Below are 18938 nucleotides of genomic sequence, written 5' to 3' on the forward strand. Positions count from 1 at the left end.
AAGCGTAGGGGCAAAAATGAACGAATTAGAAAATTTTAGATTAAACCTTATTAAAAATTATAATCTCATCAAATTTGGCTTAATTGGGGCGTTTGTTCCCCTAGCCACTATGTTTTGCTATTTTACTGACATTTTTGACACTACGCCTTTGCTTGTAATTGCGACGACTGTGTGCATTTGTCTGCCACCATTTACAGTGGCATCTTGGATAACTGTTGGCATTTATCTAGCACTTTTCATAGCTTTGGCTAAATTTAAAATTGAAATTTTGATAATTCTTATGATTTGTCTCTCTTTTGTTCTGTCTTATTTTTTTATTATGCGACATATTAAAGAAAAAATGCAGAGAAAATTCTCAATGTTTTTTCAAAGCACGGCTTTTGAAAAATGCAGTTTTGATTGCGATTTATACGGCGAAATCGAATTTGACCCGTTGATACAAAGCGGATTTTTTAAAAAACATTACGCATTTTACTCAGATATGCAAATATCTGGCGAAATTTGCGGCGGTGTTAAATTTGAATTTGCTAGACTTGGCGTTCATGATGATATAAACGGCGGGGACTTTTGGGGGATATTTTTTCATGCGACACTTGAAAAAAGTGTAAAACAGGCGATTTTTATAGTTCCAAATGAGATTGGTTTTGAAAATAAAAAGTGCAAAAAAGTAGCCATCAATGACAGCGAATTTAATAAAATTTTTAGCGTTCTTGGGGGCGATACAGAGAGTGCGGCACAAATTTTAACGCCTAAATTTATGAAACGATTGATGCAATTTGAAAAAAGGCTTATAAGTTTAACGGATAATAAAATTTATATTTTTCTAAATACTGGCTTGGGCGATTTTGAACCCAAATTTACTAAAAGCGTTTTAAGGGAAAATCCATTTTTACCGCTAAAAAGGCAAATTTTGCATTGTTTGTTTGTGACGAAAATTTTAAATTCAAATTTGTAGCAATTTTCAGCCATAAAAAACCACAAGGGCGAAAAATTCGCACCTTGTGGTATAAGGATTTATGAAATTTACCAAAATTATAATTTTGGAATTCTGATTTTTTGACCTGGGTAAATCAAATTTGCATCTTTAATGACTTCTCTGTTTGCTTCGAAAATCACAGGATATTTGTTTGGATCGCCGTAGAATTTTTTAGCGATTTTTGAAAGATTATCGCCTTTTACGATAGTGTAGTAGTTATCGCCTTCATCTTCTCTAACGCCTTCGATTTCTACTTTTGTGATACCTTTAACATTTCCTGCGATTAGGGCAGCTTTTTCAAGTGCTTCCGGACTTGCATCGCCGCTGATTTTTACGGTATCGCCCTCAACTTTGATTTCAAGGTTTTCAACCGGCTCTGAGCTTAGGCTAGTAGCGATTTCGCTTTTGATATTCTCTTCGTCTTTGCCTAGACCGAGTAACTTTTTACCTGCGTTTGCAACAAATGATAGTAATCCCATTTTTGGACTCCTTAAAAGTAATTTCTTAAAAAATTAAGATTATGAAATTTTACAATTTTTTAGTAAATGATTGTAAAATTTCAAATTAATTTTAACCGCGAATTTGTTTTAACTCTTGCTCGATTTGCGTTAGCTTTTCTATGCGATCAGCCGTTGTCGGGTGCGTTGAAAACAAATTCGTAAGCCCTTTTAATCCGCTAAATGGATTTATTATAAACATGTGAGCTGTTTGCGAATTTGCATTTTGCATACGATAATTTTTAGCGTAATTATCAAGCTTTGATAGAGCCGAAATCAGCCACTCAGGGTGTCCTGTGAGTTTGGCAGCACCTGCGTCGGCTTTAAATTCGCGTGTGCGTGAAATCGCCATTTGGATAACACTAGCGGCAAGCGGCATTACGATAGCTGCTAGTAGCATAAAAGCTCCGCCGCCGCGGTTGTTTGCGTTGTTTCTGCCTGTGGCAGCACCCACTTTGGCGAAATTTCCTAGCATAGCAATCGCACCTGCAAAAACAGCCGCAACCGAGCCGATTAAAATATCATAGTGATTTACATGGCTCATTTCGTGAGCCAAAACACCTTCTACTTCTTTTTCGTCCATTAGTTTTAAAAGACCTTCGGTTACGGCAACGGCGGCGTGGCTAGGGTTTCTGCCTGTGGCAAAGGCATTTGGCACTTGCTCGGGGATTATATAAACCTTTGGCATAGGCAAATTTGCTCTATCTGCTAAGCGTTCTACTATATTATAAAGCCCTGCTGCGTTTGCTCTGCTTACTTCGACGGCTTTGTAGTGCTTTAAAACTAGTTTATCGCTGAAAAAATAGCTGAAAAAATTCATTCCCGCTGCCACCAAAAATGCGATTATCATACCTGTTTGACCTGCGATTAGATTTCCTACAAACATAAATAAAAGCATTAAGCCCGCCATTAAACCGGCAGTTTTTAATTTTTCCATTTTTTCAACCTTTCTTATTTAAGATTTCTCTTAATGACTGCAAATTTTCATTTTGAAATTCATCGGTTTGAATTTTATCAGAATTTTTGGTTAATATATCTTTACTTTGCGTTTGCTTTTTGAATTTGTTAAATTCAAGCTTTGGAAGTGCGAATTTTGGCTTGAAACTCGGTAAAAAAGAGTGTGATAAAAAGCGAATTCCATTTTTGAAAATCGCCGCATCGACGCCGATTTCGGCTAGATCTTTTAAATGGCGTTCGCTTGAAATGATACAGGCGATTTTTGCGTCAAATAGATAATTTTGCGCCAGATCCTGCGCTGTTTTTGCAAATTTTTTATCTACCACTATAAAACTAGCTCCGCTTGCGTTTGCGAGTATGATTTCTTGGATTTTATTTGTCCTAACGCTAAATTTTTTTCCTAAAATTTGCGAACTTTCGATAAATCTTGGATTGAATTTAAAAAGCAAATTATCGTATTTTGCCACTTCGTCAAAGTTGCTAACAGCCGTAAAAGGCTCAAATTTAATAAGTCTATGCCCGATAATAATCATCTATTTTTCCTTTTTTTCGCACTCATTGCAAATTTGTTGTTTGTTTTTTGTATGAATTTCATCTTCGCTTACAAAAGCACCGCAACACTCGCAAAGCACCAAATTTTGGGTATTTTCGTCGTTTTTATTTTTTTTGGTTGAGCTTTCGCTTTTTTTTGTGCGAAATTTTGGCACTATAAAAAAATAAATCAAAGCTATAATTATGATTAAAGATAAAAGTTTTCCCATTTTTCGCCTTTTAAATTGGTTCTGAAATTTCACTTATTAAAAGATAATTTCTGGTTTTTTCATTAAAAATTTGCGTTTTTGCAAATTTAAACTTTTCTAAAAATTCGCTGATTTCGGCTTCTACGCTACTTCCTTTATATAGCAAAAAGTGCGTTTTTTCATCATAAAATCCGTCGCAAATTTCAACTAAATTTTTAGTTTTCATAACCGCCCTTGAAGTTATCAAATCGGCTCTTAATTTTAGCGAATTTTCGATTTTTTCTCTATGAATTTGGATATTTTGCAAACCTAAATTTACCTTTGCGTATGTCAAAAATGCCGCCTTTTTCGCATTTGGCTCGTATAAATGCCATTTGGTTAAATTTAAAATCATAGCCAAAAATATAGCAGGAAATCCTGCCCCGCTACCGATGTCAAGTGCGATTTTTGGGTATTTTGGGATAAATTCTATGCCTTTTATGCTATCAGCGATAATCTCTTTTAAATCATCATAGTTTGTCAGGCTGTGAATTTGGTTAAATTTACGCAAACACTCGCCGAATTTATCGCATTTTTCATCAAAATCACTTGGCAAAATCAAATTCACAGCAAATGCCCCATTTTATCTTTTTTTGTTTTTAGATAATTTTCGTTAAATTCGTTTGATTTTATGATGATTGGAATTCGGCTTACAATCTCCACACAATGCAAATTTGAAAGCTTTTCAGGGTTGTTTGTAAGCAAATTTATCTTTTTGATTTCATAATGTTTTAAAATAAAATCAACTATTTCGTAAGTTCGCTCATCTGCTTTGAAGCCCAGCTGATGATTTGCCTCGATTGTATCAAAACCCTTATCTTGCAGTGCGTAAGCGTTTATTTTATTTAAAAGTCCGATATTTCGCCCTTCTTGACGCAAATAAATCACCATACCGCCGTTAGATTCAATAAATTTAAGACTTTCTTCGAGCTGATCTCTACAATCGCATTTCAAGCTTCCTATCGCATCGCCTGTTAGACACTCTGAGTGAATTCGCACATTAACTACTTCGCTAAACGGCATTTTAGCGATAACCAAATGCTCTTTTTCGTTTTCTTTAAAAGACTGCACTTTAAATTTACCAAAGCGTGATGGCAAATTTGCAATCTCTGAAATTTCAATTTTCATATAAAATTTACTCCAAATATGATAAAATTATCGCTTGTATTGTATCTAAAAAAGGAAAAACAATGTTTAAACGATTTAGAAGATTACGCATAAATCCGAATTTAAGGGATTTGGTGCGAGAAACTTCATTAGAAAGTCGCAACTTTATCTATCCGCTTTTTGTCGTAAGTGGCGAAAATGTGAAAAAAGAGATTTCTTCGATGCCGGGTGTTTTTCAAATGAGCCTTGATGAAATTTTAAAAGAGTGCGAAAATTTGGTAAATTTGGGTATAAAAAGCATAATTTTATTTGGAATTCCAAATTTAAAAGATAGCGTTGGAAGCGACGCTTTAAGTGATAACGGCATTATCGCAACTTCGCTTCGAGCGATAAAAGATAAATTTCCAAATTTATTTGTTATTACAGATTTGTGTTTTTGTGAATACACAGATCACGGGCATTGCGGTATCATAGACCCTGTCAAGCAAACCGTCGATAATGACGCAACGCTTGAAATTTCGGTTAAACAGGCTTTGATTCACGCTAAAAATGGTGTCGATATGATAGCTCCAAGCGGTATGATGGACGGCATAATTTCGGCTCTTAGGGACGGACTAGATAGCAACGGATATGAAAATTTGCCGATAATGGCGTATTCGACTAAATTTGCTAGTGGTTATTACGGACCTTTTAGAGATGTAGCTGAAAGCACACCGCATTTTGGCGATAGAAGCTCATATCAAATGGATCCTGCTAATCGCTTAGAGGCGATAAATGAGAGCTTGGAAGATGAAATGCAAGGGGCTGATATTTTAATGGTAAAACCGGCTCTTGCTTATTTAGATATTATTAGAGATTTAAGGGAAAAAACGCTACTTCCGATTTGTGCGTATAATGTAAGCGGAGAGTATGCACTTTTAAAAGCAGGAGCTAAACTTGGTGTGATTGATTATGAAAGGGTTATGGTTGAGACGCTTTTAAGTATCAAAAGGGCAGGTGCGGATATGATAATAAGCTATCATGCAAAAGAAATTTGCGAAATTTTAAGGAGAGCAAAATGAGACATTTTTTATCGTTTGATGACTTCACAAAAGAAGAAATCTTAGAGATTATTAAACTTGGTGCCGATATTAAAAAAGAGGCAAAAAGTGGCGAATACAAGCCGTATCTTAAAAATCAAACTTTGGCTATGATTTTTGAAAAAAGTTCGACTAGAACGCGCGTTAGCTTTGAAACAGGTATGTATCAACTAGGCGGTCAAGCTATGTTTTTAAGTAGCCGTGATATTCAGCTAGGTCGTGGGGAGCCTATCCGCGATACTGCAAGAGTTATTTCAAAAATGGTAGATATGGCAATGCTTAGAGTTTATAAACAAAGCGATTTGGTTGAATTTGCTAAATTTTCAGATGTGCCTGTTATAAACGGACTTAGCGATAATATCCACCCGGTGCAGTTAATGGCTGATTATATGACTATGCAAGAGCTTGGCAAAGAGGGCATTGTGGCTTACATAGGCGACGGAAATAATATGGCTCACTCTTGGATATCACTAGCTTCTATTTTAGGTTTTGAGCTTAGGGTTGCAACACCAAAAGGCTATGAAGCAGACCATAAAATCATAGAAAAAGCATTAGAAAATGCTAAGACAAGTGGCGCAAAAATTCACTTCACAAATGATCCAAAAGAGGCAATCGAAGGCGTTGAGGTTGTTGCGACAGATACTTGGATTTCTATGGGTCAAGAAGATGAAAAAGATCGCAAAGTAAAACAATTTGAAGGATTTTGCGTTAAAACAAGTATGATGAATTTGGCGAAAAAAGACGCTATTTTCTTGCATTGTTTGCCAGCTTATAGGGGCTATGAAGTTAGCGAAAATGTTTTTGAAAAACACGCAAATGAAGTATTTTTAGAAGCTGAAAATAGACTTCATGCGCAAAAAGGAATTATGGTTTGGCTAGATCGTCAAAGGAAAAAATAAATTCTCCCGTAAAAAAGGACGAAATTTACAAAAAAATCGATAAAGCAAGTGAAATTTTGGGTCTTAGCGATGATGAAAAAACCATTTTTGAAATCACTAATGACCCGCAAACAAACGAAAAAAAGCTTGTTTTAAAAAGCGGTTCATGGGAGCAGGGTGAGCCTTGGTTTGGGATCGATGAAAAGGGCGAACTTCATACGATGGTTTCGATAAAATCTCTTTCAAATTTAATTCAAATCGCCAAAAATGCGATGAAAGAGAATTTCGATCTCAAACTTGAAAAAAGTATTTGGCAACATGTGCCTGTTGATTTTGGCGATGTTTGGGTTGTGTGTATGGACGAAATTCGTAAGATTACGGCACATAATCCAAATATTTCACGCATAAATATAGATTTGGATAGCGTTGTTGATAATGTAAAAAAAGAGCACCCAAATTTATTTGTAGATATTAAAGAGTTTATTGAGCAGAAAGGTAATATAAGTGAAGATTGATTTTGACGCTTATGCGAAATTTTCAAAACCGGGACCAAGATATACTAGTTATCCCACAGCCCTTGAATTTGGTAGAAATTTTAGTTTAGATGAGTATCAAAATGAACTAAAAAATCAAAATTCACAAACGCCGTTGTCGCTGTATTTTCACATGCCATTTTGCAGAAGTGCCTGTTATTTTTGTGGTTGCAATGTGATCTATACGAGCAAAAGCGACAAAATGGATAGATATTTGGATTTTGTTGAAAGAGAAATGCAAATTCTAAGCAATTTTTTGGATACTTCGCGAAGCGTAACTCAAATGCACTTTGGTGGTGGAACTCCGACATATTTTGATGCGGGACAACTCGATCGCCATATAAAAAATATAAAAAAATATTTTAAAAATTTTAGCGATGATGCCGAGATTAGCTGTGAGATTGATCCTAGATTTTTAACGCCAGAACAACTTGATGTTTTGATTTCGCATGGATTTAACCGCATAAGTTACGGCGTTCAAGATTTTAACGAAAAGGTGCAAAAAGAAATTCACCGAATTCAACCTTTTGAGATCACACAAAATGCGACAAAAATGGCACGAGACAGGGGTATAAAATCTATAAATATGGATTTGATTTACGGGCTTCCTTATCAGAGTTTGGAAAGTTTTAAAGAGACTTTGAGATTGGCTTTAAGTCTTGATCCCGATCGCTTTGCGATATTTAACTACGCTCATGTTCCGTGGATAAAAAAATCTATGCGTAAATTTGATGAAACTAGCCTGCCAAGCCCAAAGGTTAAGCTTGAAATTCTTAAATTTACACACGATTTTTTAACTGCTAACGGTTATGAACCAATAGGCATGGATCACTACTCAAAACCAAGCGACGAGCTTCACGCTGCCCTTAAAAACGGCACTCTTCATAGAAATTTTCAAGGCTATACCACAAAAGGCGGAGCGGATTTAGTGGGAATTGGCTTAACTAGTATCGGCGAAGGCAAACGCTACTACGCACAAAATTTTAAAGATATGAGCGAATATGAAAATGCGATAGAGCAGGGCAAATTGCCGTTTTTTAAAGGAATTTTGCTAAGCGATGAAGATTTACTTAGAAAAGAAGTCGTTATGAATTTGATGAGTAACTTTATCGTCGATATTAAGGGAGTTGAAGCTAAATTTGGCATTAAATTCTTCGAGCATTTCAAAGATAGCCTAAGAGAGCTTGAAGAGCTTAAAGATTTTGTGCAAATAAGCGATGAAAAAATCAGCGTAACGCCGACAGGAACGCTTTTGATACGAAATATCGCAATGTGTTTTGATGAGTATATGAAATTTAATATAGGCGAGAAAAAATTCTCAAAAACGGTGTAAGATGAGTGGCGAATTTGACTTTACAAAAATAAGCGACAAGTGCGTAAAATGCGGAAAATGTATCCAAGTTTGCACTATTCATAATATAAACGCAGACGAAGTAACATCTCCGCGTGGGTTTTTAGATTTGCTTGGAGCGTATAAACGGGGCGAATTAGAGCTTGATAAGGACGCTAAAAAAATCTTTGAGAGCTGTTTTTTATGCACGAACTGCGTAGATAGCTGTAACGATTCACTACCTGTTGATACGATGATAGAAAATGTTCGCCGTGACATAGCCGAAAAATTCGGCATTGCGTGGTATAAACGGGTTGCTTTTTGGTTTTTGGGTCATAGAAAAATTTTAGATTTAGCAGCTAAATTTGGCTTTGTTTTTAAAAGTTGCGGTTTTAAAACGAGCGATAAATTTGCAAATTCGATGAGTGCAAGATTTAATTTTCCGCTTGTAAAAAAAGAGCGATTGCTCCCAAGTGTCGCTAAAAAAAGTTTTATGAACTCTTACCCTGAATTTATCGATAACGGCGGGGCTAAAACCATCGGCGTTTTTATCGGCTGTATGGGAAACTACGCATATACTGGCATTGGTGAAGGAATTCTTACGATAGCAAAAGCTTTAAAACTGAATTTGCATTTGATGAAAAAACAAGCCTGTTGCGGTGCGCCGATGTATTTTACGGGCGATTTTGGTGCAGTGGAAAAATCAGCTAAATTTAATATCGCATATTTTGAAGAGATACTTCAAAGCGTAGAGGCTATCATTGTGCCGGAAGCGACCTGCTCGGCGATGATCAAGGTTGATTACGCTCATTTTTTCGAAAACGACCCCGAGTGGTGCGAGCGAGCAAAAAAAGTGAGCGAAAAGATTTTTATGGCGACAGAGTATTTTGATAAATTCACAAATTTAAAAGCGTTATTAGCAGGAAAGCGAAAAACGACTCAGGTCATAACCTATCACGACGCATGTCATGCACGAAAAATGCAAGGCGTTTTTAAAGAGCCACGAAATTTGCTTTCTATAAACTATGATATAAAAGAGATGAAAGATTCAAATCAATGTTGCGGTTTTGGCGGTGTTACTATGCAAACCGATCACTACGAACTCTCTCGCAAGGCAGGTCTTAGTAAGGTAAAAATGCTAAAAGATATGCCTTTAAATGTGGTTAGTGCCGAGTGTAGTGCATGTAAAATGCAGCTAAATAATGCTTTGCATATCGCTGGGCTAAATAAAGAGTGCATAAATCCGATTGAGTTAATCGCAAAGGTTTTGAAAGATTAAGCGAATTTGAAAATTTGCTTTATATGCTTTTTAAAAAATTTAGGATAAAATAGCCAGTTTTGTGCTAAAAGTCGGAAAAGTCCGAGTTTAGGCAAAATTTGAAAATATAATTAGGCGGAAATGGTGGAAAAAAGGTTGCACGGGCAGTTACAGCCCAAGATTATAATATCGTCTGAAAATTCTAACGATATAATTGATTCGCAAATAATAGACGGATTAAATATCTATGAGTGCAATTTTACTGCTATTTTAGTCAAAATCATCACAAATCCAAATGCGGAAATTTCTATCGTAAATTTAAAAACAAAAAACGAATTTATCAAACTTAACGCAAATTCGCAAGGCGAAGCGATTTTTCGCATAAATTCACAAAAACAAAGAGATAGGTTAAATTTTGAAATTTTAATTTCTAGCGAAAATTCGAGCGGATTTAGGTATAAATTTGTTATTTTAATCGACACAAAAAAGCCTATTTTTCGAGCAAATCGAAACGAAGAACGAGCGGTTGAGATTTTAAAAAATCACAATTATAAAGCAAATTCGCAAAACGGAACAAATTTTTTAATCGATTTAATGGATTTAACCGATGTTAAGTTTGACATTGAGCGAATTTTATATACAAACGAGCATTATCCTGTGCTTAAATTCAAGGTTAGCGATTATGACGAATTTAAGCTATCTGTCATCGGTTTTAACGACCATTTATTTAAAGAGCCTGATTTTATCGACGGAGAAATTTTGTTTGAAAAAGACTATTTTGTTTTTATCTGCAAGAGCAAATTTTTACTTGAAGGTAAGTATATGTTTGTCGTCAGATACTTCGACAGCGATGGCACAAAAGAGCCAAAAGAAGAGCATTTCGTGCTGTGGGTTAAATTTAGTAACGATGATATTTTAAAGGCAAATTTGGAATTTAACGAAATTTACGGAGACGGCGCAAGTAGCGAGTGCAAAGTAATTTTATTTTCTATAAACGAACAAAACGGCTTCGATGAAATAAAACGAGTAATGAGCGATGAATTGGGCAAATTTAGCATAAAATTAATCGAAAAAGAGCTAAATTTATTCAAAACTAGAAAATTTTTACTAAGAAGCCTTGATAAGCACGGAAATTTCAGCAAACCTTTTGTGATAAATTAAAATTTATTCTAGCAAATTTGGTGTAGGTATTTTGAGAATTCTTTGAAAATTTATTCTAGCAGACTGCTTACATTTTCGCTGTTTTCTTTGATTTTGAATTTATTTTCTTCGATCATAAGCCTGTTTGTTTCGATGAGTTTTTCGAGTTGTTCGATTTTTTCTTGATTTAAATTTATCCTTTTTTCAAGCTCTTTTGTCCGTTTTTCGTAGCGATTTAAAAAATAATATATCACATAAATCAAAAAAACTATGACAATCCAAGGCAAAATTTTCATTTTTTATCCTTTTACAAATTTTTCAAAGCATAATTATAGCACAAATTTAAATTTCGCTCACAATGGCGACATAGCAAGAATTTGAGCAGATTTTTTATTTCCGTTTTTTTTTTTTTTTGATATAATTCGAATTTAATTAAATTTAAACAAAAAGGCAAAAAGTGAGTAAGCGAAATCTAAAATCAGACCGCGATAATATCGCCATTAGGCTTGTTAGATTTATGCAGTTAGCATTTTTAGGCGAGAGTTTTAGAAAGAAAGACTTAGAAAACGAATTTGGCGTGGGCGATAGGACTATACAAAGGGATTTAGAAGCGCTTAGAGTGCATGGCTTTGAGTTTAAAACCAAAAACGGCATAACTCACGCAACTGCATTGGGAGTGGGCTTTTTAAATTCTTGTTCGCTTAGCCTAGCACGAAATTTAGGCGTTAGCGAGATTTTCCCTAGCTTTGGGGAGAACGAAATCACAGATTTATTAAACGGCGTTTATAAAATAGATGCCAAATTTGAAAAATTCATTGCAAATTCTACGCTGAAAAATGATTTCAAGGATATTTGCAGTGCTATCAAAAATCACTATATTTTAAATTTCACTTACGCGCAAAAACCACGCACCGCAAAGCCTTATGCCTTTATTTTCCGTCTTGGGGTTTGGTATGCGCTGTGCGATGAAAAGGGCGTTTTAAAGACATTTACATTTGAGAAAATTTCAAATTTAGATGTTTTGGAACAAACTTTTTCGCCAGAAAATGAAAAACTGGCACAAATCAAAGAAAACAAAAACCACTGGTTTTCATCGGCTCCTGTGGAAGCTGTTTTGCGACTAAGTATCACGGCGACGGCGTATCTAAATCACAAGCAGTTTTTTATAAAACAAAAAATCACAAAACAAGATGATAAATTTGCGTATCTTAGCGTAACGGCGGCGTTTGAAGATGAAATTTTAAATTTCGCCAAACTCTATCTGCCCTATGTGAAAATCATCGAACCTGCGAATTTGCAAAGTAAATTTGAAAAAATTCTGCAAGATTATTTGGAAAAAAGTGCCAATGCGACAAATACTGACGGGAAAATTTCTTAAAATGAGTAAATTTATTGTGCTTTTTGGTGCGATAAAAATTTACTTTAAGGAAAGAAAAATGAACGAATTTGTCACAGCTACGGAAAAAAGGGTAATGGAGTTGAAATTAAAATTTGCCAAAAAACGGGGTTTATTAAAAAAGATTGAAGAAATAACACCTGAGTTTTTAAAAATCATAGCCCAAAAAACAAACGGCGATGATACAGAGCTAGAAAACGAAGCGATTTTATATATAAAGCAAAAATATGGAATTAAGCTTGTGTCCGAAATCAAACACTTGATTTCAGGCGATTTTTATCGTAATCATAGCGATGAAACCATACATGTCGCAGATATTTTAATGCCGGAGCGACCCATTATATCAGCAGAAATCGATAAAATCAAAGAAGAAATTCTATATTTGAAAACGAAAGAGCTTCAAAAAGAAATAGATTTTAAAAAGGAAAGCATTGAGAGATTTAAAGAAGAGATTAAAGATTTACAAGCAAGATTGAAGATGAAAAAGGCGATAGTGGAAGCATATTTGATAATATGACAAATCCTGTCGCAAGAGTTTCGTAAAATACCATAAATTTTTTACGAAAGGATGAAAAATGTGGAAGTTTTTCTTAGGTTTAGGCGCAGGTGCGATAGCAGGAGTAGGTGCATTAATGTATGTCAAAAATAGGTGCGAAGAAGATGACGAATTCGCCGAAAAAGTCGATGATGTCATAGAGAGCGTTTGTGATGGATTTGGTAGAGCCAAAGACGCTATCGAAGAGACGGCTTCGCAAGTTTATGATAGCGTTGAAAAAAAGCTTGGAGAGATAGATGAAGCTTTTGGCTGGGGCAAGAGTGCAAAACCTGCCCCAAGTGTTGCACAAGGTAGCGAAATTACTATCGAAGCAGAAACCGAATAAATTCGCAAATCGCTAAAATTTACGAATTTACCTAGTTGCCGTGGAATTCTGTGAATTCTACGGCAAATTTTAAATTTGAGTTTATAAGTCTGCGTTAGAGCGGGGATTTATAAACTCAAAATTCAAAACAAAGGAGTTCTTATGAGTATCGATGAAATACGAGAATTAGTTGAAGCTTTAAAGTTTTCTCAAAACATAAAACCGAATGTTTTGTGTATAGGGATTTATAATAGTGGAAAAAGTTCGCTTTTAAACGCTTTGATAGATGATTTTGAAAACGAAACTTTTGAAGTGGCTGACAAGCGAGAAACGCCAGAAATTAAAAGTGTGGAGTATGGGGGTATTATTTACATCGACACACCTGGACTAAATGCTACGCCTGATGACGATGAAAAGGCTCTTGGCGGTGAGTTTATGTCTGATGTGAATATATTTTTGCACTCTTTATCGGGCGGAGAGCTGAAAAAAGACGAGATAGGTTATTTGCATAGCTTGATAAACGAGCTAAATAATGCAAAATCGTTTTTTGATAAGACAATCTTTGTGATAAATCATATAGAAGATAAAAGCGATGAAGATATAAAAAGGGGTATGGAAAAGATAAAAGAGCAAATTCAAAATGAATTTAGTGCTAGTGTGAAAGTTTTGAGCATAAAAACGCCAAGTTATATCAAAGGCAAAAATGAAAATAAAAATTTGCTAGTTCAAAACAGCGGTATAAATGAGCTAAAAGAGCAGATAAATAAAATGTGCAGACCGGATAAAATTTATAAAAATCGAAATGCAAGATTAGAAAAAGCCGTAAAAATGCTGATTTTATCACTGCAAGAAAAAATCGAAGAAAACAATAAAGCCGTGCAAAATATAAAAGAAAAAGAAGAGCAAATTAAAGAAAAAGTAGCAGAAGCAAACAAAACTATAAAAAATATGAAAGCGAGGTTAAGATAATGCCAATTCCATTGATAGGCTGGGCAGCCGCCGCCGTTGGTGCCGTTGTAGTAGGTGCAGTAGTAAAAGCTTTTAATGATGATGATAAATCATCGACAACGACTACAAGCAATCGCAATGAGTTAGAAGAAGAAAAAAAGAAAAAAGAGTTATCTCATAATGAGAAAATTTACGCAAGTATTAAAAAGTATAAAAAAGGTGTGTTTGATTCCATAGAAAGAGATTTTGGGGTTAAAGTGCAGCATAAACTTAATCCGCTGGGCATGGCTACGGCGGCTATGACGGCTCCTTTTGTTGGCGTCGCAGGTGTTGTTGCTGCTGGGATTGGAATTGCTAAGGTAGTTTCCGAGCAAGTTTCTGATAAATTAAATACCCAAGAAAAATCTTCGATATACCACAAAATTGCTAAGGTAGTTTCCGAGCAAGTTTCTGATAAATCAGCTCTTTGTGCTATGGTTTCCAATGACAACGATGAAATAGTTTTTCACGGCATTGACACTAGCCATATAGAGAAAGAAAATGAAAATTTACAAAATGAAATCAATGAATTAAAGGAGTTTTTAGATGAAATCAAAAATGGTTGAATTTTATAAATCTCTTGATGAGATAAGCGTCAGAAATTCTAAAATAGATGAAAAAAGACAAAAGCTTCAAAATTTAGTAAATGATTTAAGAGACGATTTAGGCAATGTCAGCTTAGATGAGAATTTGCGTAAAGCAAATGAAGCATTAGCTGAGACATTTGAGAGTATCAAAAACACGGCACAATCTAGCATAGAAAACTGGAACGCCGAATTCGAGAAAAATTTAGAAAATGAAAAATTGAGAAGTGAGCTTAAAAACTATTTTATAGTTATGATTTTTGGAAAAGTAAAAGCAGGAAAAAGTTATCTAGGAAATTTTATAGCCAAAAATAGACTTGCAAATCAAAATGTTTCGTTTTTTAAATACGATGAAGCAGGTAAAAAAGATGAAATCAAAGAGTTAGCCGAGATAAATGACGAAGAGTTTAAGACAGATCTTTTGGAATGCACAAGCTCTATTCAAGGATTTAAGCTAAGCGGTTTGGCTTGGATAGATTCACCTGGTCTTGGCTCGATGACTGATAAAAATGGCGAACTTGCTAAAAAATATCTAAGCAGTGCTGATTATGTTATTTATCCGTCTCACTCGCTTGACCCTTTTCAAATGGATGAAAATAGAGAACTTGATGAAATTTTCAGAGCAAATAAAGAAGTTACTACAATTATCACTAAATCAGATATAAGCGGCGAAGATGAAATAAATGGAGAAATAGTGCTTATTTCAAATAATAAATCGCCAGAAATCAGAAAAGGTCAAGAAGAAGATTGCAAAAAACGCATAAAAGAGCAGATTGGCAAAGAAGTGGGAGATATTTTTTCTATTTCGACAAAAATGGCAAAGATTGGGCTAGAAAACGATGATAAGGAAAAATTTGAAAATAGCAATATTTCAAAGTTGTATGAAAATTTAACTGATATTGTGAAAAATAAAGCTACAAAATTAAAAGAGCAAAGTCCGTATTTAACGCTAAATTCACTCATAGATGAAATTTTGGAAGATAGAGAAAATTCGATAGCTCAAATTAAAGAAAGTATAGATAAATTTGATGATGAAACAAGACAAACAAATGAAAAATTTGATACTTTGAAGTTAAATTCTATGAGCGAAGTAGGCTTGATAGTAGATGAAGTGGTTAGCAAATATGCGACAAACCTTTCAAATAGGGATTTAAAGAAAACGCTAGAAAAGATAGATAAAAAGATAAAGGCTAAATTTGAAAAAGATTTAGAGATGAAAATTAAAAATGTTGTTGAAAGTTATGAAAAGGTTGTCGATGAATTTGAAAGCGAACTAAATTATGATTATGAGATAAAAGAGAAACGAGAAAAAATAAAATATTCTACAAAGACTAGAAATAAGGCTGTCGGTCGTGCTCTACTAGGTACAGCAGTGGTGGGTGCTCTTTCGCTTGTGCCAGGTATAAATGTATTAACTTGGACTGGTGCTGCTATTTATACTGGTGCTACTACTGTCGCTGGTTATGTCGGTGGTAAAATCGGAGAAGTCACAGGCAAAGATAAATACGAGTGGGTATCAATCGGCGATAATAGCGAAGAAGTGATTTTAAATTTTAAAGAAGTTAGAACTAAACATTTTGCCGAAATAGCAAAACAAGCTTATGAAGCCTTGCAGGAGAAAATTTTTAAACCGCTTGAAGAAAAATCTACTAAAATCGCCGAAATTTTAAATAAATTTGAAAATGAAATACAAACTTTTAAAAAGGAGCTACAATGTTAATCAAAAACTACAAAAGTATCCAAAATGAGTTAAATTCTTTGTTAAAAGATAACGAAAATTTCAAAGAAATTTTAGATAGTATAAATCAAACGCTAGATGAAAAACTAGCAAATTTTAATCCGACATTTATGATTTACGGCACATATAATAGCGGTAAATCAACCCTGCTAAATGCTCTTTTTGGCAAAGAAGTAGCACCTATGGGCGATGTGCCTACTACCAAAGAGATACACGAGCATAAATTTAACGGCTTTACTATCTATGATACTCCCGGACTTAATGCAAATAATGAAGATGATATAATCTCGCAGGAACATTTGCAAAAAAGCGATGCCGTGATATTTGTAATGCAAAATGGTGGCTCTGTCGAAGCAAGATATATCTACACTGCAATGGCTGAAATTTTAAAAAACAATAAAAAGCTTTTGGTCGTTGTAAATGATAAAGAGTGTCATGGGTTTGATAGTGAAGAGAGTGTAAAAATCACAGATAAGGTAGCCCAAAATTTACAAAGAATTTCATCTGAGTATGGAGCGGAAGCTGAAAATATCCAAATCAAGGTTGTAAATGCTTTATCTGCGTTAAAAGCGAAAATGGAAAATAAAAATCTTTTGCTTGAAAAAAGCGGCTACCTACAAATCGAACTTGCAATAAAAAATTTAATGCAAAATTCTAGCACAAACGATGTCGAGAATACTATCAATAAATTTTTAAAAGAGAAATTAGAAAAAATATCTCAAATTTGTGATTTAAATTTTGAAAGCGAAAAACAAAAAAGCATTTCAGAACTCATAGCCTACCTTGAAAAACAAAAAGATAATTTTAAAATCAAGCAAAATAACGGATTAAGAAGACATATTTTAAATTTAAAAGATAATCTTGTTGCGGTTTTATCTAGTGAAAATCCTAGCGAAGCAAAACTATACGAGCTAATAGACGCAAAAACAAATTTGATATGCGATGAATTTTCACAAGGAGTAAATGATATAAGCAGTGAAATTTCACGCAAAGTAGATGAATTTCAAGGAAATTTTAGCAAACTAGGTGGCGTAAGCGTAGATATAAATTTGCCAAATTTAGTATCAAATAGCGAAATGGGCGAATTTTTGATACCTGATGAATTAAAAAATAATGCAATGCGATTAGTAAATGACAAAGAGTTAGTTTCTGGTGCTACAAAAAAAGCACTGGAATATATCAAAGAATATTTGCCTAAATTAATGAAAGGAAAAGGTAAAGTTTGGATAGAAAAAACTTCTCAAACGCTTGGAAAACGGCTTGGCATTATCATAACAGTAATAACTAGTGCCAGTGACATATATAAAGCCAATAAAGAACACAAAGAGATGATAAAAAAAGAAAAAGAACGAATTGCAAGTATAAATAATACAGCTAGTAACATAGCAGATGATTTGGAAGTAAATTTCAAAAAAGAATTTAACAAGATTACAAATGAAATTTTCAATCCACTTTTGAATACTTATAGCACAATTTTTAGAGAGTTGTCATCGAAAAACGATGATTTAGAGCAAATTCAAAAGCAAATTTCAAAAATTTCAGAAAAAATAGCGTAGGTGAAAAATGCAAAATATCCTTATCCTTTATAACCCATATTTTAAGGCAAATGTCATCGAAGAGCATTTGAAAATTTTGCTTAGCAAAGGCAAGGTCGCATTTGGCAAGGTCAGAGCCAAGGATAGGGATATGCAAAATTTAGACGAAAACGCCCTAAATGAAATTTATGCCGGTGCAAACGCAGACGAAAACGGCTATTTTCAGCTGTTTTTGAGCGATTTTTCTAGCCTTTATGTCGCAAAGGTCATCGCTGTCAAAGACACACTAGATGATGAGATAAGCCCAAGCTACTATGCAGATTTAGAAGTGGAGAAATGGTTTATTTTAGGTGATTTGCGTGAGCTTGTGCGAAATGATTTTGAGAGTGTCCGAGATGATTTTTTAAGCGGATTTTTGGTGCGGGGTAGGACTTACCGCATTTACGGCAACGACTATGTTTATCCGCTCGTGGTAGAACAAAAAAATTCGCTTGATTATTTTTCTAGCGGCGAGTGTTTTTACAAAAATGTCTATAAAAGTGCCGAATTTTTGGGCGTAAAAGAAAATTTAGCAAGGTATTGTTTCGGCGATATTTTTCACATTTTGCATATCGACAGCGTGGAAAATTTAGTCTCAGCCGAGATCGAATACCTAGCCAACAAAGATGATAAAATTTACGATTTTAGCGCCATTTCGATGAGATATTCTAAGGTTATGGAGCTTGAAATTTACGAATTTGTCAAAATTTTATTTAAAAGGCTTTGCATTTTTGACAAAGAGATTTTAGCCGTGCCTTACTCGGTGCAGGGCAAGGACTACACCGTGCGAGATATGTTTGAAATTCGCCCAAATTTAGGCACTTACAAATTTTTATTTAATCAAATCAAAATAAAAAACGCTATCAAAAGGCTAAATGATAGAAATTTAGAAAATTTCCTGTTTTACACCTTGCTTGGCGAGATAACTGCCCTGCAAAGTGTGCGAAACGCAAGTGTGCATGAAAAAAAGGCGAGCCTGCGTGAGATAAATTTGCTAAGAAGCAGAATTTTAGGCATAGGGCGAGACGGCGCGATACCTGCGCTTTTGCGAGAAAAACGAAAAATCGATTATAAAGGATAAAAAATGAAAATCAGCGGTGTAATTCCTAGCAAACCAAAGTTGGTAAAATGCCCAAAATGTGGAAATTTGCAAATTTTTGTTTTTAGTTGCACGAAGCCGTTTGCGGTGTGTGAAAAATGCAAAAGCACAATACCGCCAAAAACAGCAAAGGGAAAAGATTAAATATCTAAATTTGCATAAAATT

The 18938-nt window shown here is 34.5% G+C and carries 23 protein-coding genes; 16 read left to right on the forward strand and 7 right to left on the reverse strand.

The window, feature by feature from the left end; all coding sequences use genetic code 11:
* The first annotated feature begins 16 nt into the window (after positions 1-16).
* A complete protein-coding gene (locus PF028_RS00180; RefSeq protein WP_270860654.1) occupies positions 17-955 on the forward strand; it encodes a DUF3137 domain-containing protein in 939 nt (312 codons plus the stop codon).
* Between the two features lie 77 nt (positions 956-1032).
* On the opposite strand, the gene lysM is transcribed toward PF028_RS00180, so the two are convergent.
* The 6 genes from lysM to ribA all read right to left on the reverse strand — a co-directional run bounded on the left by lysM (position 1033) and on the right by ribA (position 4337).
* Positions 1033-1455 carry a peptidoglycan-binding protein LysM gene (gene lysM / locus PF028_RS00185; protein WP_270860655.1) on the reverse strand — a complete coding sequence of 141 codons (423 nt, stop codon included), beginning with the start codon at positions 1453-1455 and terminating at the stop codon, positions 1033-1035.
* Between the two features lie 91 nt (positions 1456-1546).
* Positions 1547-2410, reverse strand: coding sequence for a zinc metalloprotease HtpX (gene htpX / locus PF028_RS00190; protein ID WP_270860656.1), 864 nt, complete (start codon positions 2408-2410; stop codon positions 1547-1549).
* A 4-nt stretch (positions 2411-2414) separates the two neighbouring features.
* Complete coding sequence (locus PF028_RS00195; RefSeq protein WP_270860657.1) at positions 2415-2963, reverse strand: hypothetical protein; 549 nt, start codon at positions 2961-2963, stop codon at positions 2415-2417.
* A complete protein-coding gene (locus PF028_RS00200; protein WP_270860658.1) occupies positions 2964-3191 on the reverse strand; it encodes a PP0621 family protein in 228 nt (75 codons plus the stop codon).
* A 10-nt stretch (positions 3192-3201) separates the two neighbouring features.
* On the reverse strand, positions 3202-3777 hold the full coding sequence (gene rsmG, locus PF028_RS00205) for a 16S rRNA (guanine(527)-N(7))-methyltransferase RsmG (protein WP_333720454.1): 576 nt from the start codon (positions 3775-3777) through the stop codon (positions 3202-3204).
* Positions 3774-4337 carry a GTP cyclohydrolase II gene (ribA, locus tag PF028_RS00210; RefSeq protein WP_270860659.1) on the reverse strand — a complete coding sequence of 188 codons (564 nt, stop codon included), beginning with the start codon at positions 4335-4337 and terminating at the stop codon, positions 3774-3776. The genes rsmG and ribA overlap by 4 nt, the downstream gene beginning before the upstream one ends.
* 62 nt (positions 4338-4399) lie before the next feature.
* On the opposite strand from ribA, the gene hemB reads away from it, so the two are divergent.
* The 6 genes from hemB (at position 4400) to PF028_RS00240 (ending at position 10555) form a co-directional block, all read left to right on the forward strand.
* On the forward strand, positions 4400-5377 hold the full coding sequence (gene hemB, locus PF028_RS00215; protein ID WP_270860660.1) for a porphobilinogen synthase: 978 nt from the start codon (positions 4400-4402) through the stop codon (positions 5375-5377).
* On the forward strand, positions 5374-6294 hold the full coding sequence (argF, locus tag PF028_RS00220; RefSeq protein ID WP_270860661.1) for an ornithine carbamoyltransferase: 921 nt from the start codon (positions 5374-5376) through the stop codon (positions 6292-6294). The genes hemB and argF overlap by 4 nt, the downstream gene beginning before the upstream one ends.
* Positions 6267-6788: a DUF2603 domain-containing protein gene (locus tag PF028_RS00225; protein WP_270860662.1), complete on the forward strand. Its 522-nt coding sequence runs from the start codon at positions 6267-6269 to the stop codon at positions 6786-6788. Before argF ends, PF028_RS00225 begins: the two co-directional genes overlap by 28 nt.
* A complete protein-coding gene (gene hemN / locus PF028_RS00230; RefSeq protein ID WP_270860663.1) occupies positions 6778-8139 on the forward strand; it encodes an oxygen-independent coproporphyrinogen III oxidase in 1362 nt (453 codons plus the stop codon). The genes PF028_RS00225 and hemN overlap by 11 nt, the downstream gene beginning before the upstream one ends.
* A gap of 1 nt (position 8140) precedes the next feature.
* Positions 8141-9415 carry a (Fe-S)-binding protein gene (locus PF028_RS00235; protein ID WP_270860664.1) on the forward strand — a complete coding sequence of 425 codons (1275 nt, stop codon included), beginning with the start codon at positions 8141-8143 and terminating at the stop codon, positions 9413-9415.
* 123 nt (positions 9416-9538) lie between these two features.
* On the forward strand, positions 9539-10555 hold the full coding sequence (locus PF028_RS00240; protein WP_270860665.1) for a hypothetical protein: 1017 nt from the start codon (positions 9539-9541) through the stop codon (positions 10553-10555).
* Positions 10556-10605: 50 nt separating this feature from the next.
* Here PF028_RS00240 and PF028_RS00245 read toward each other — a convergent pair whose 3' ends face one another.
* Complete coding sequence (locus PF028_RS00245) at positions 10606-10830, reverse strand: hypothetical protein (RefSeq protein ID WP_270860666.1); 225 nt, start codon at positions 10828-10830, stop codon at positions 10606-10608.
* A gap of 161 nt (positions 10831-10991) precedes the next feature.
* On the opposite strand from PF028_RS00245, the gene PF028_RS00250 reads away from it, so the two are divergent.
* The 9 genes from PF028_RS00250 (at position 10992) to PF028_RS00290 (ending at position 18916) form a co-directional block, all read left to right on the forward strand.
* Positions 10992-11912, forward strand: a complete 921-nt coding sequence (locus PF028_RS00250) for a helix-turn-helix transcriptional regulator (RefSeq protein WP_270860667.1) — start codon at positions 10992-10994, stop codon at positions 11910-11912.
* A 58-nt stretch (positions 11913-11970) separates the two neighbouring features.
* Entirely contained in the window at positions 11971-12447 is a 477-nt protein-coding gene (locus PF028_RS00255) for a hypothetical protein (RefSeq protein ID WP_270860668.1), read from the forward strand.
* A gap of 58 nt (positions 12448-12505) precedes the next feature.
* A complete protein-coding gene (locus tag PF028_RS00260) occupies positions 12506-12811 on the forward strand; it encodes a hypothetical protein (protein WP_270860669.1) in 306 nt (101 codons plus the stop codon).
* Positions 12812-12952: 141 nt separating this feature from the next.
* Positions 12953-13759, forward strand: coding sequence for a GTPase (locus PF028_RS00265; RefSeq protein WP_270860670.1), 807 nt, complete (start codon positions 12953-12955; stop codon positions 13757-13759).
* Positions 13759-14343, forward strand: coding sequence for a hypothetical protein (locus PF028_RS00270; RefSeq protein WP_270860671.1), 585 nt, complete (start codon positions 13759-13761; stop codon positions 14341-14343). The genes PF028_RS00265 and PF028_RS00270 overlap by 1 nt, the downstream gene beginning before the upstream one ends.
* On the forward strand, positions 14324-16081 hold the full coding sequence (locus PF028_RS00275) for a hypothetical protein (protein ID WP_270860672.1): 1758 nt from the start codon (positions 14324-14326) through the stop codon (positions 16079-16081). The genes PF028_RS00270 and PF028_RS00275 overlap by 20 nt, the downstream gene beginning before the upstream one ends.
* Complete coding sequence (locus tag PF028_RS00280; protein WP_270860673.1) at positions 16075-17655, forward strand: GTPase; 1581 nt, start codon at positions 16075-16077, stop codon at positions 17653-17655. The genes PF028_RS00275 and PF028_RS00280 overlap by 7 nt, the downstream gene beginning before the upstream one ends.
* Positions 17656-17662: 7 nt before the next feature.
* A complete protein-coding gene (locus PF028_RS00285; RefSeq protein ID WP_270860674.1) occupies positions 17663-18754 on the forward strand; it encodes an HP0729 family protein in 1092 nt (363 codons plus the stop codon).
* Positions 18755-18757: 3 nt separating this feature from the next.
* Entirely contained in the window at positions 18758-18916 is a 159-nt protein-coding gene (locus PF028_RS00290; protein ID WP_270860675.1) for a hypothetical protein, read from the forward strand.
* Positions 18917-18938 lie beyond the last annotated feature (22 nt).

Source organism: Campylobacter sp. CN_NE2 (assembly GCF_027797465.1).
In the GTDB taxonomy this organism is placed as follows: domain Bacteria; phylum Campylobacterota; class Campylobacteria; order Campylobacterales; family Campylobacteraceae; genus Campylobacter_B.

What these genes read in the sequence shown, in the direction of transcription:
- PF028_RS00180 (WP_270860654.1), top strand. Translation starts at nt 17, where the DNA reads ATGAACGAATTAGAAAATTTTAGATTAAACCTTATTAAAAATTATAAT.
- lysM (WP_270860655.1), bottom strand. Translation starts at nt 1,455, where the DNA reads ATGGGATTACTATCATTTGTTGCAAACGCAGGTAAAAAGTTACTCGGT.
- htpX (WP_270860656.1), bottom strand. Translation starts at nt 2,410, where the DNA reads ATGGAAAAATTAAAAACTGCCGGTTTAATGGCGGGCTTAATGCTTTTA.
- PF028_RS00195 (WP_270860657.1), bottom strand. Translation starts at nt 2,963, where the DNA reads ATGATTATTATCGGGCATAGACTTATTAAATTTGAGCCTTTTACGGCT.
- PF028_RS00200 (WP_270860658.1), bottom strand. Translation starts at nt 3,191, where the DNA reads ATGGGAAAACTTTTATCTTTAATCATAATTATAGCTTTGATTTATTTT.
- ribA (WP_270860659.1), bottom strand. Translation starts at nt 4,337, where the DNA reads ATGAAAATTGAAATTTCAGAGATTGCAAATTTGCCATCACGCTTTGGT.
- hemB (WP_270860660.1), top strand. Translation starts at nt 4,400, where the DNA reads ATGTTTAAACGATTTAGAAGATTACGCATAAATCCGAATTTAAGGGAT.
- argF (WP_270860661.1), top strand. Translation starts at nt 5,374, where the DNA reads ATGAGACATTTTTTATCGTTTGATGACTTCACAAAAGAAGAAATCTTA.
- PF028_RS00235 (WP_270860664.1), top strand. Translation starts at nt 8,141, where the DNA reads ATGAGTGGCGAATTTGACTTTACAAAAATAAGCGACAAGTGCGTAAAA.
- PF028_RS00245 (WP_270860666.1), bottom strand. Translation starts at nt 10,830, where the DNA reads ATGAAAATTTTGCCTTGGATTGTCATAGTTTTTTTGATTTATGTGATA.
- PF028_RS00255 (WP_270860668.1), top strand. Translation starts at nt 11,971, where the DNA reads ATGAACGAATTTGTCACAGCTACGGAAAAAAGGGTAATGGAGTTGAAA.
- PF028_RS00260 (WP_270860669.1), top strand. Translation starts at nt 12,506, where the DNA reads ATGTGGAAGTTTTTCTTAGGTTTAGGCGCAGGTGCGATAGCAGGAGTA.
- PF028_RS00265 (WP_270860670.1), top strand. Translation starts at nt 12,953, where the DNA reads ATGAGTATCGATGAAATACGAGAATTAGTTGAAGCTTTAAAGTTTTCT.
- PF028_RS00270 (WP_270860671.1), top strand. Translation starts at nt 13,759, where the DNA reads ATGCCAATTCCATTGATAGGCTGGGCAGCCGCCGCCGTTGGTGCCGTT.
- PF028_RS00275 (WP_270860672.1), top strand. Translation starts at nt 14,324, where the DNA reads ATGAAATCAAAAATGGTTGAATTTTATAAATCTCTTGATGAGATAAGC.
- PF028_RS00280 (WP_270860673.1), top strand. Translation starts at nt 16,075, where the DNA reads ATGTTAATCAAAAACTACAAAAGTATCCAAAATGAGTTAAATTCTTTG.
- PF028_RS00285 (WP_270860674.1), top strand. Translation starts at nt 17,663, where the DNA reads ATGCAAAATATCCTTATCCTTTATAACCCATATTTTAAGGCAAATGTC.
- PF028_RS00290 (WP_270860675.1), top strand. Translation starts at nt 18,758, where the DNA reads ATGAAAATCAGCGGTGTAATTCCTAGCAAACCAAAGTTGGTAAAATGC.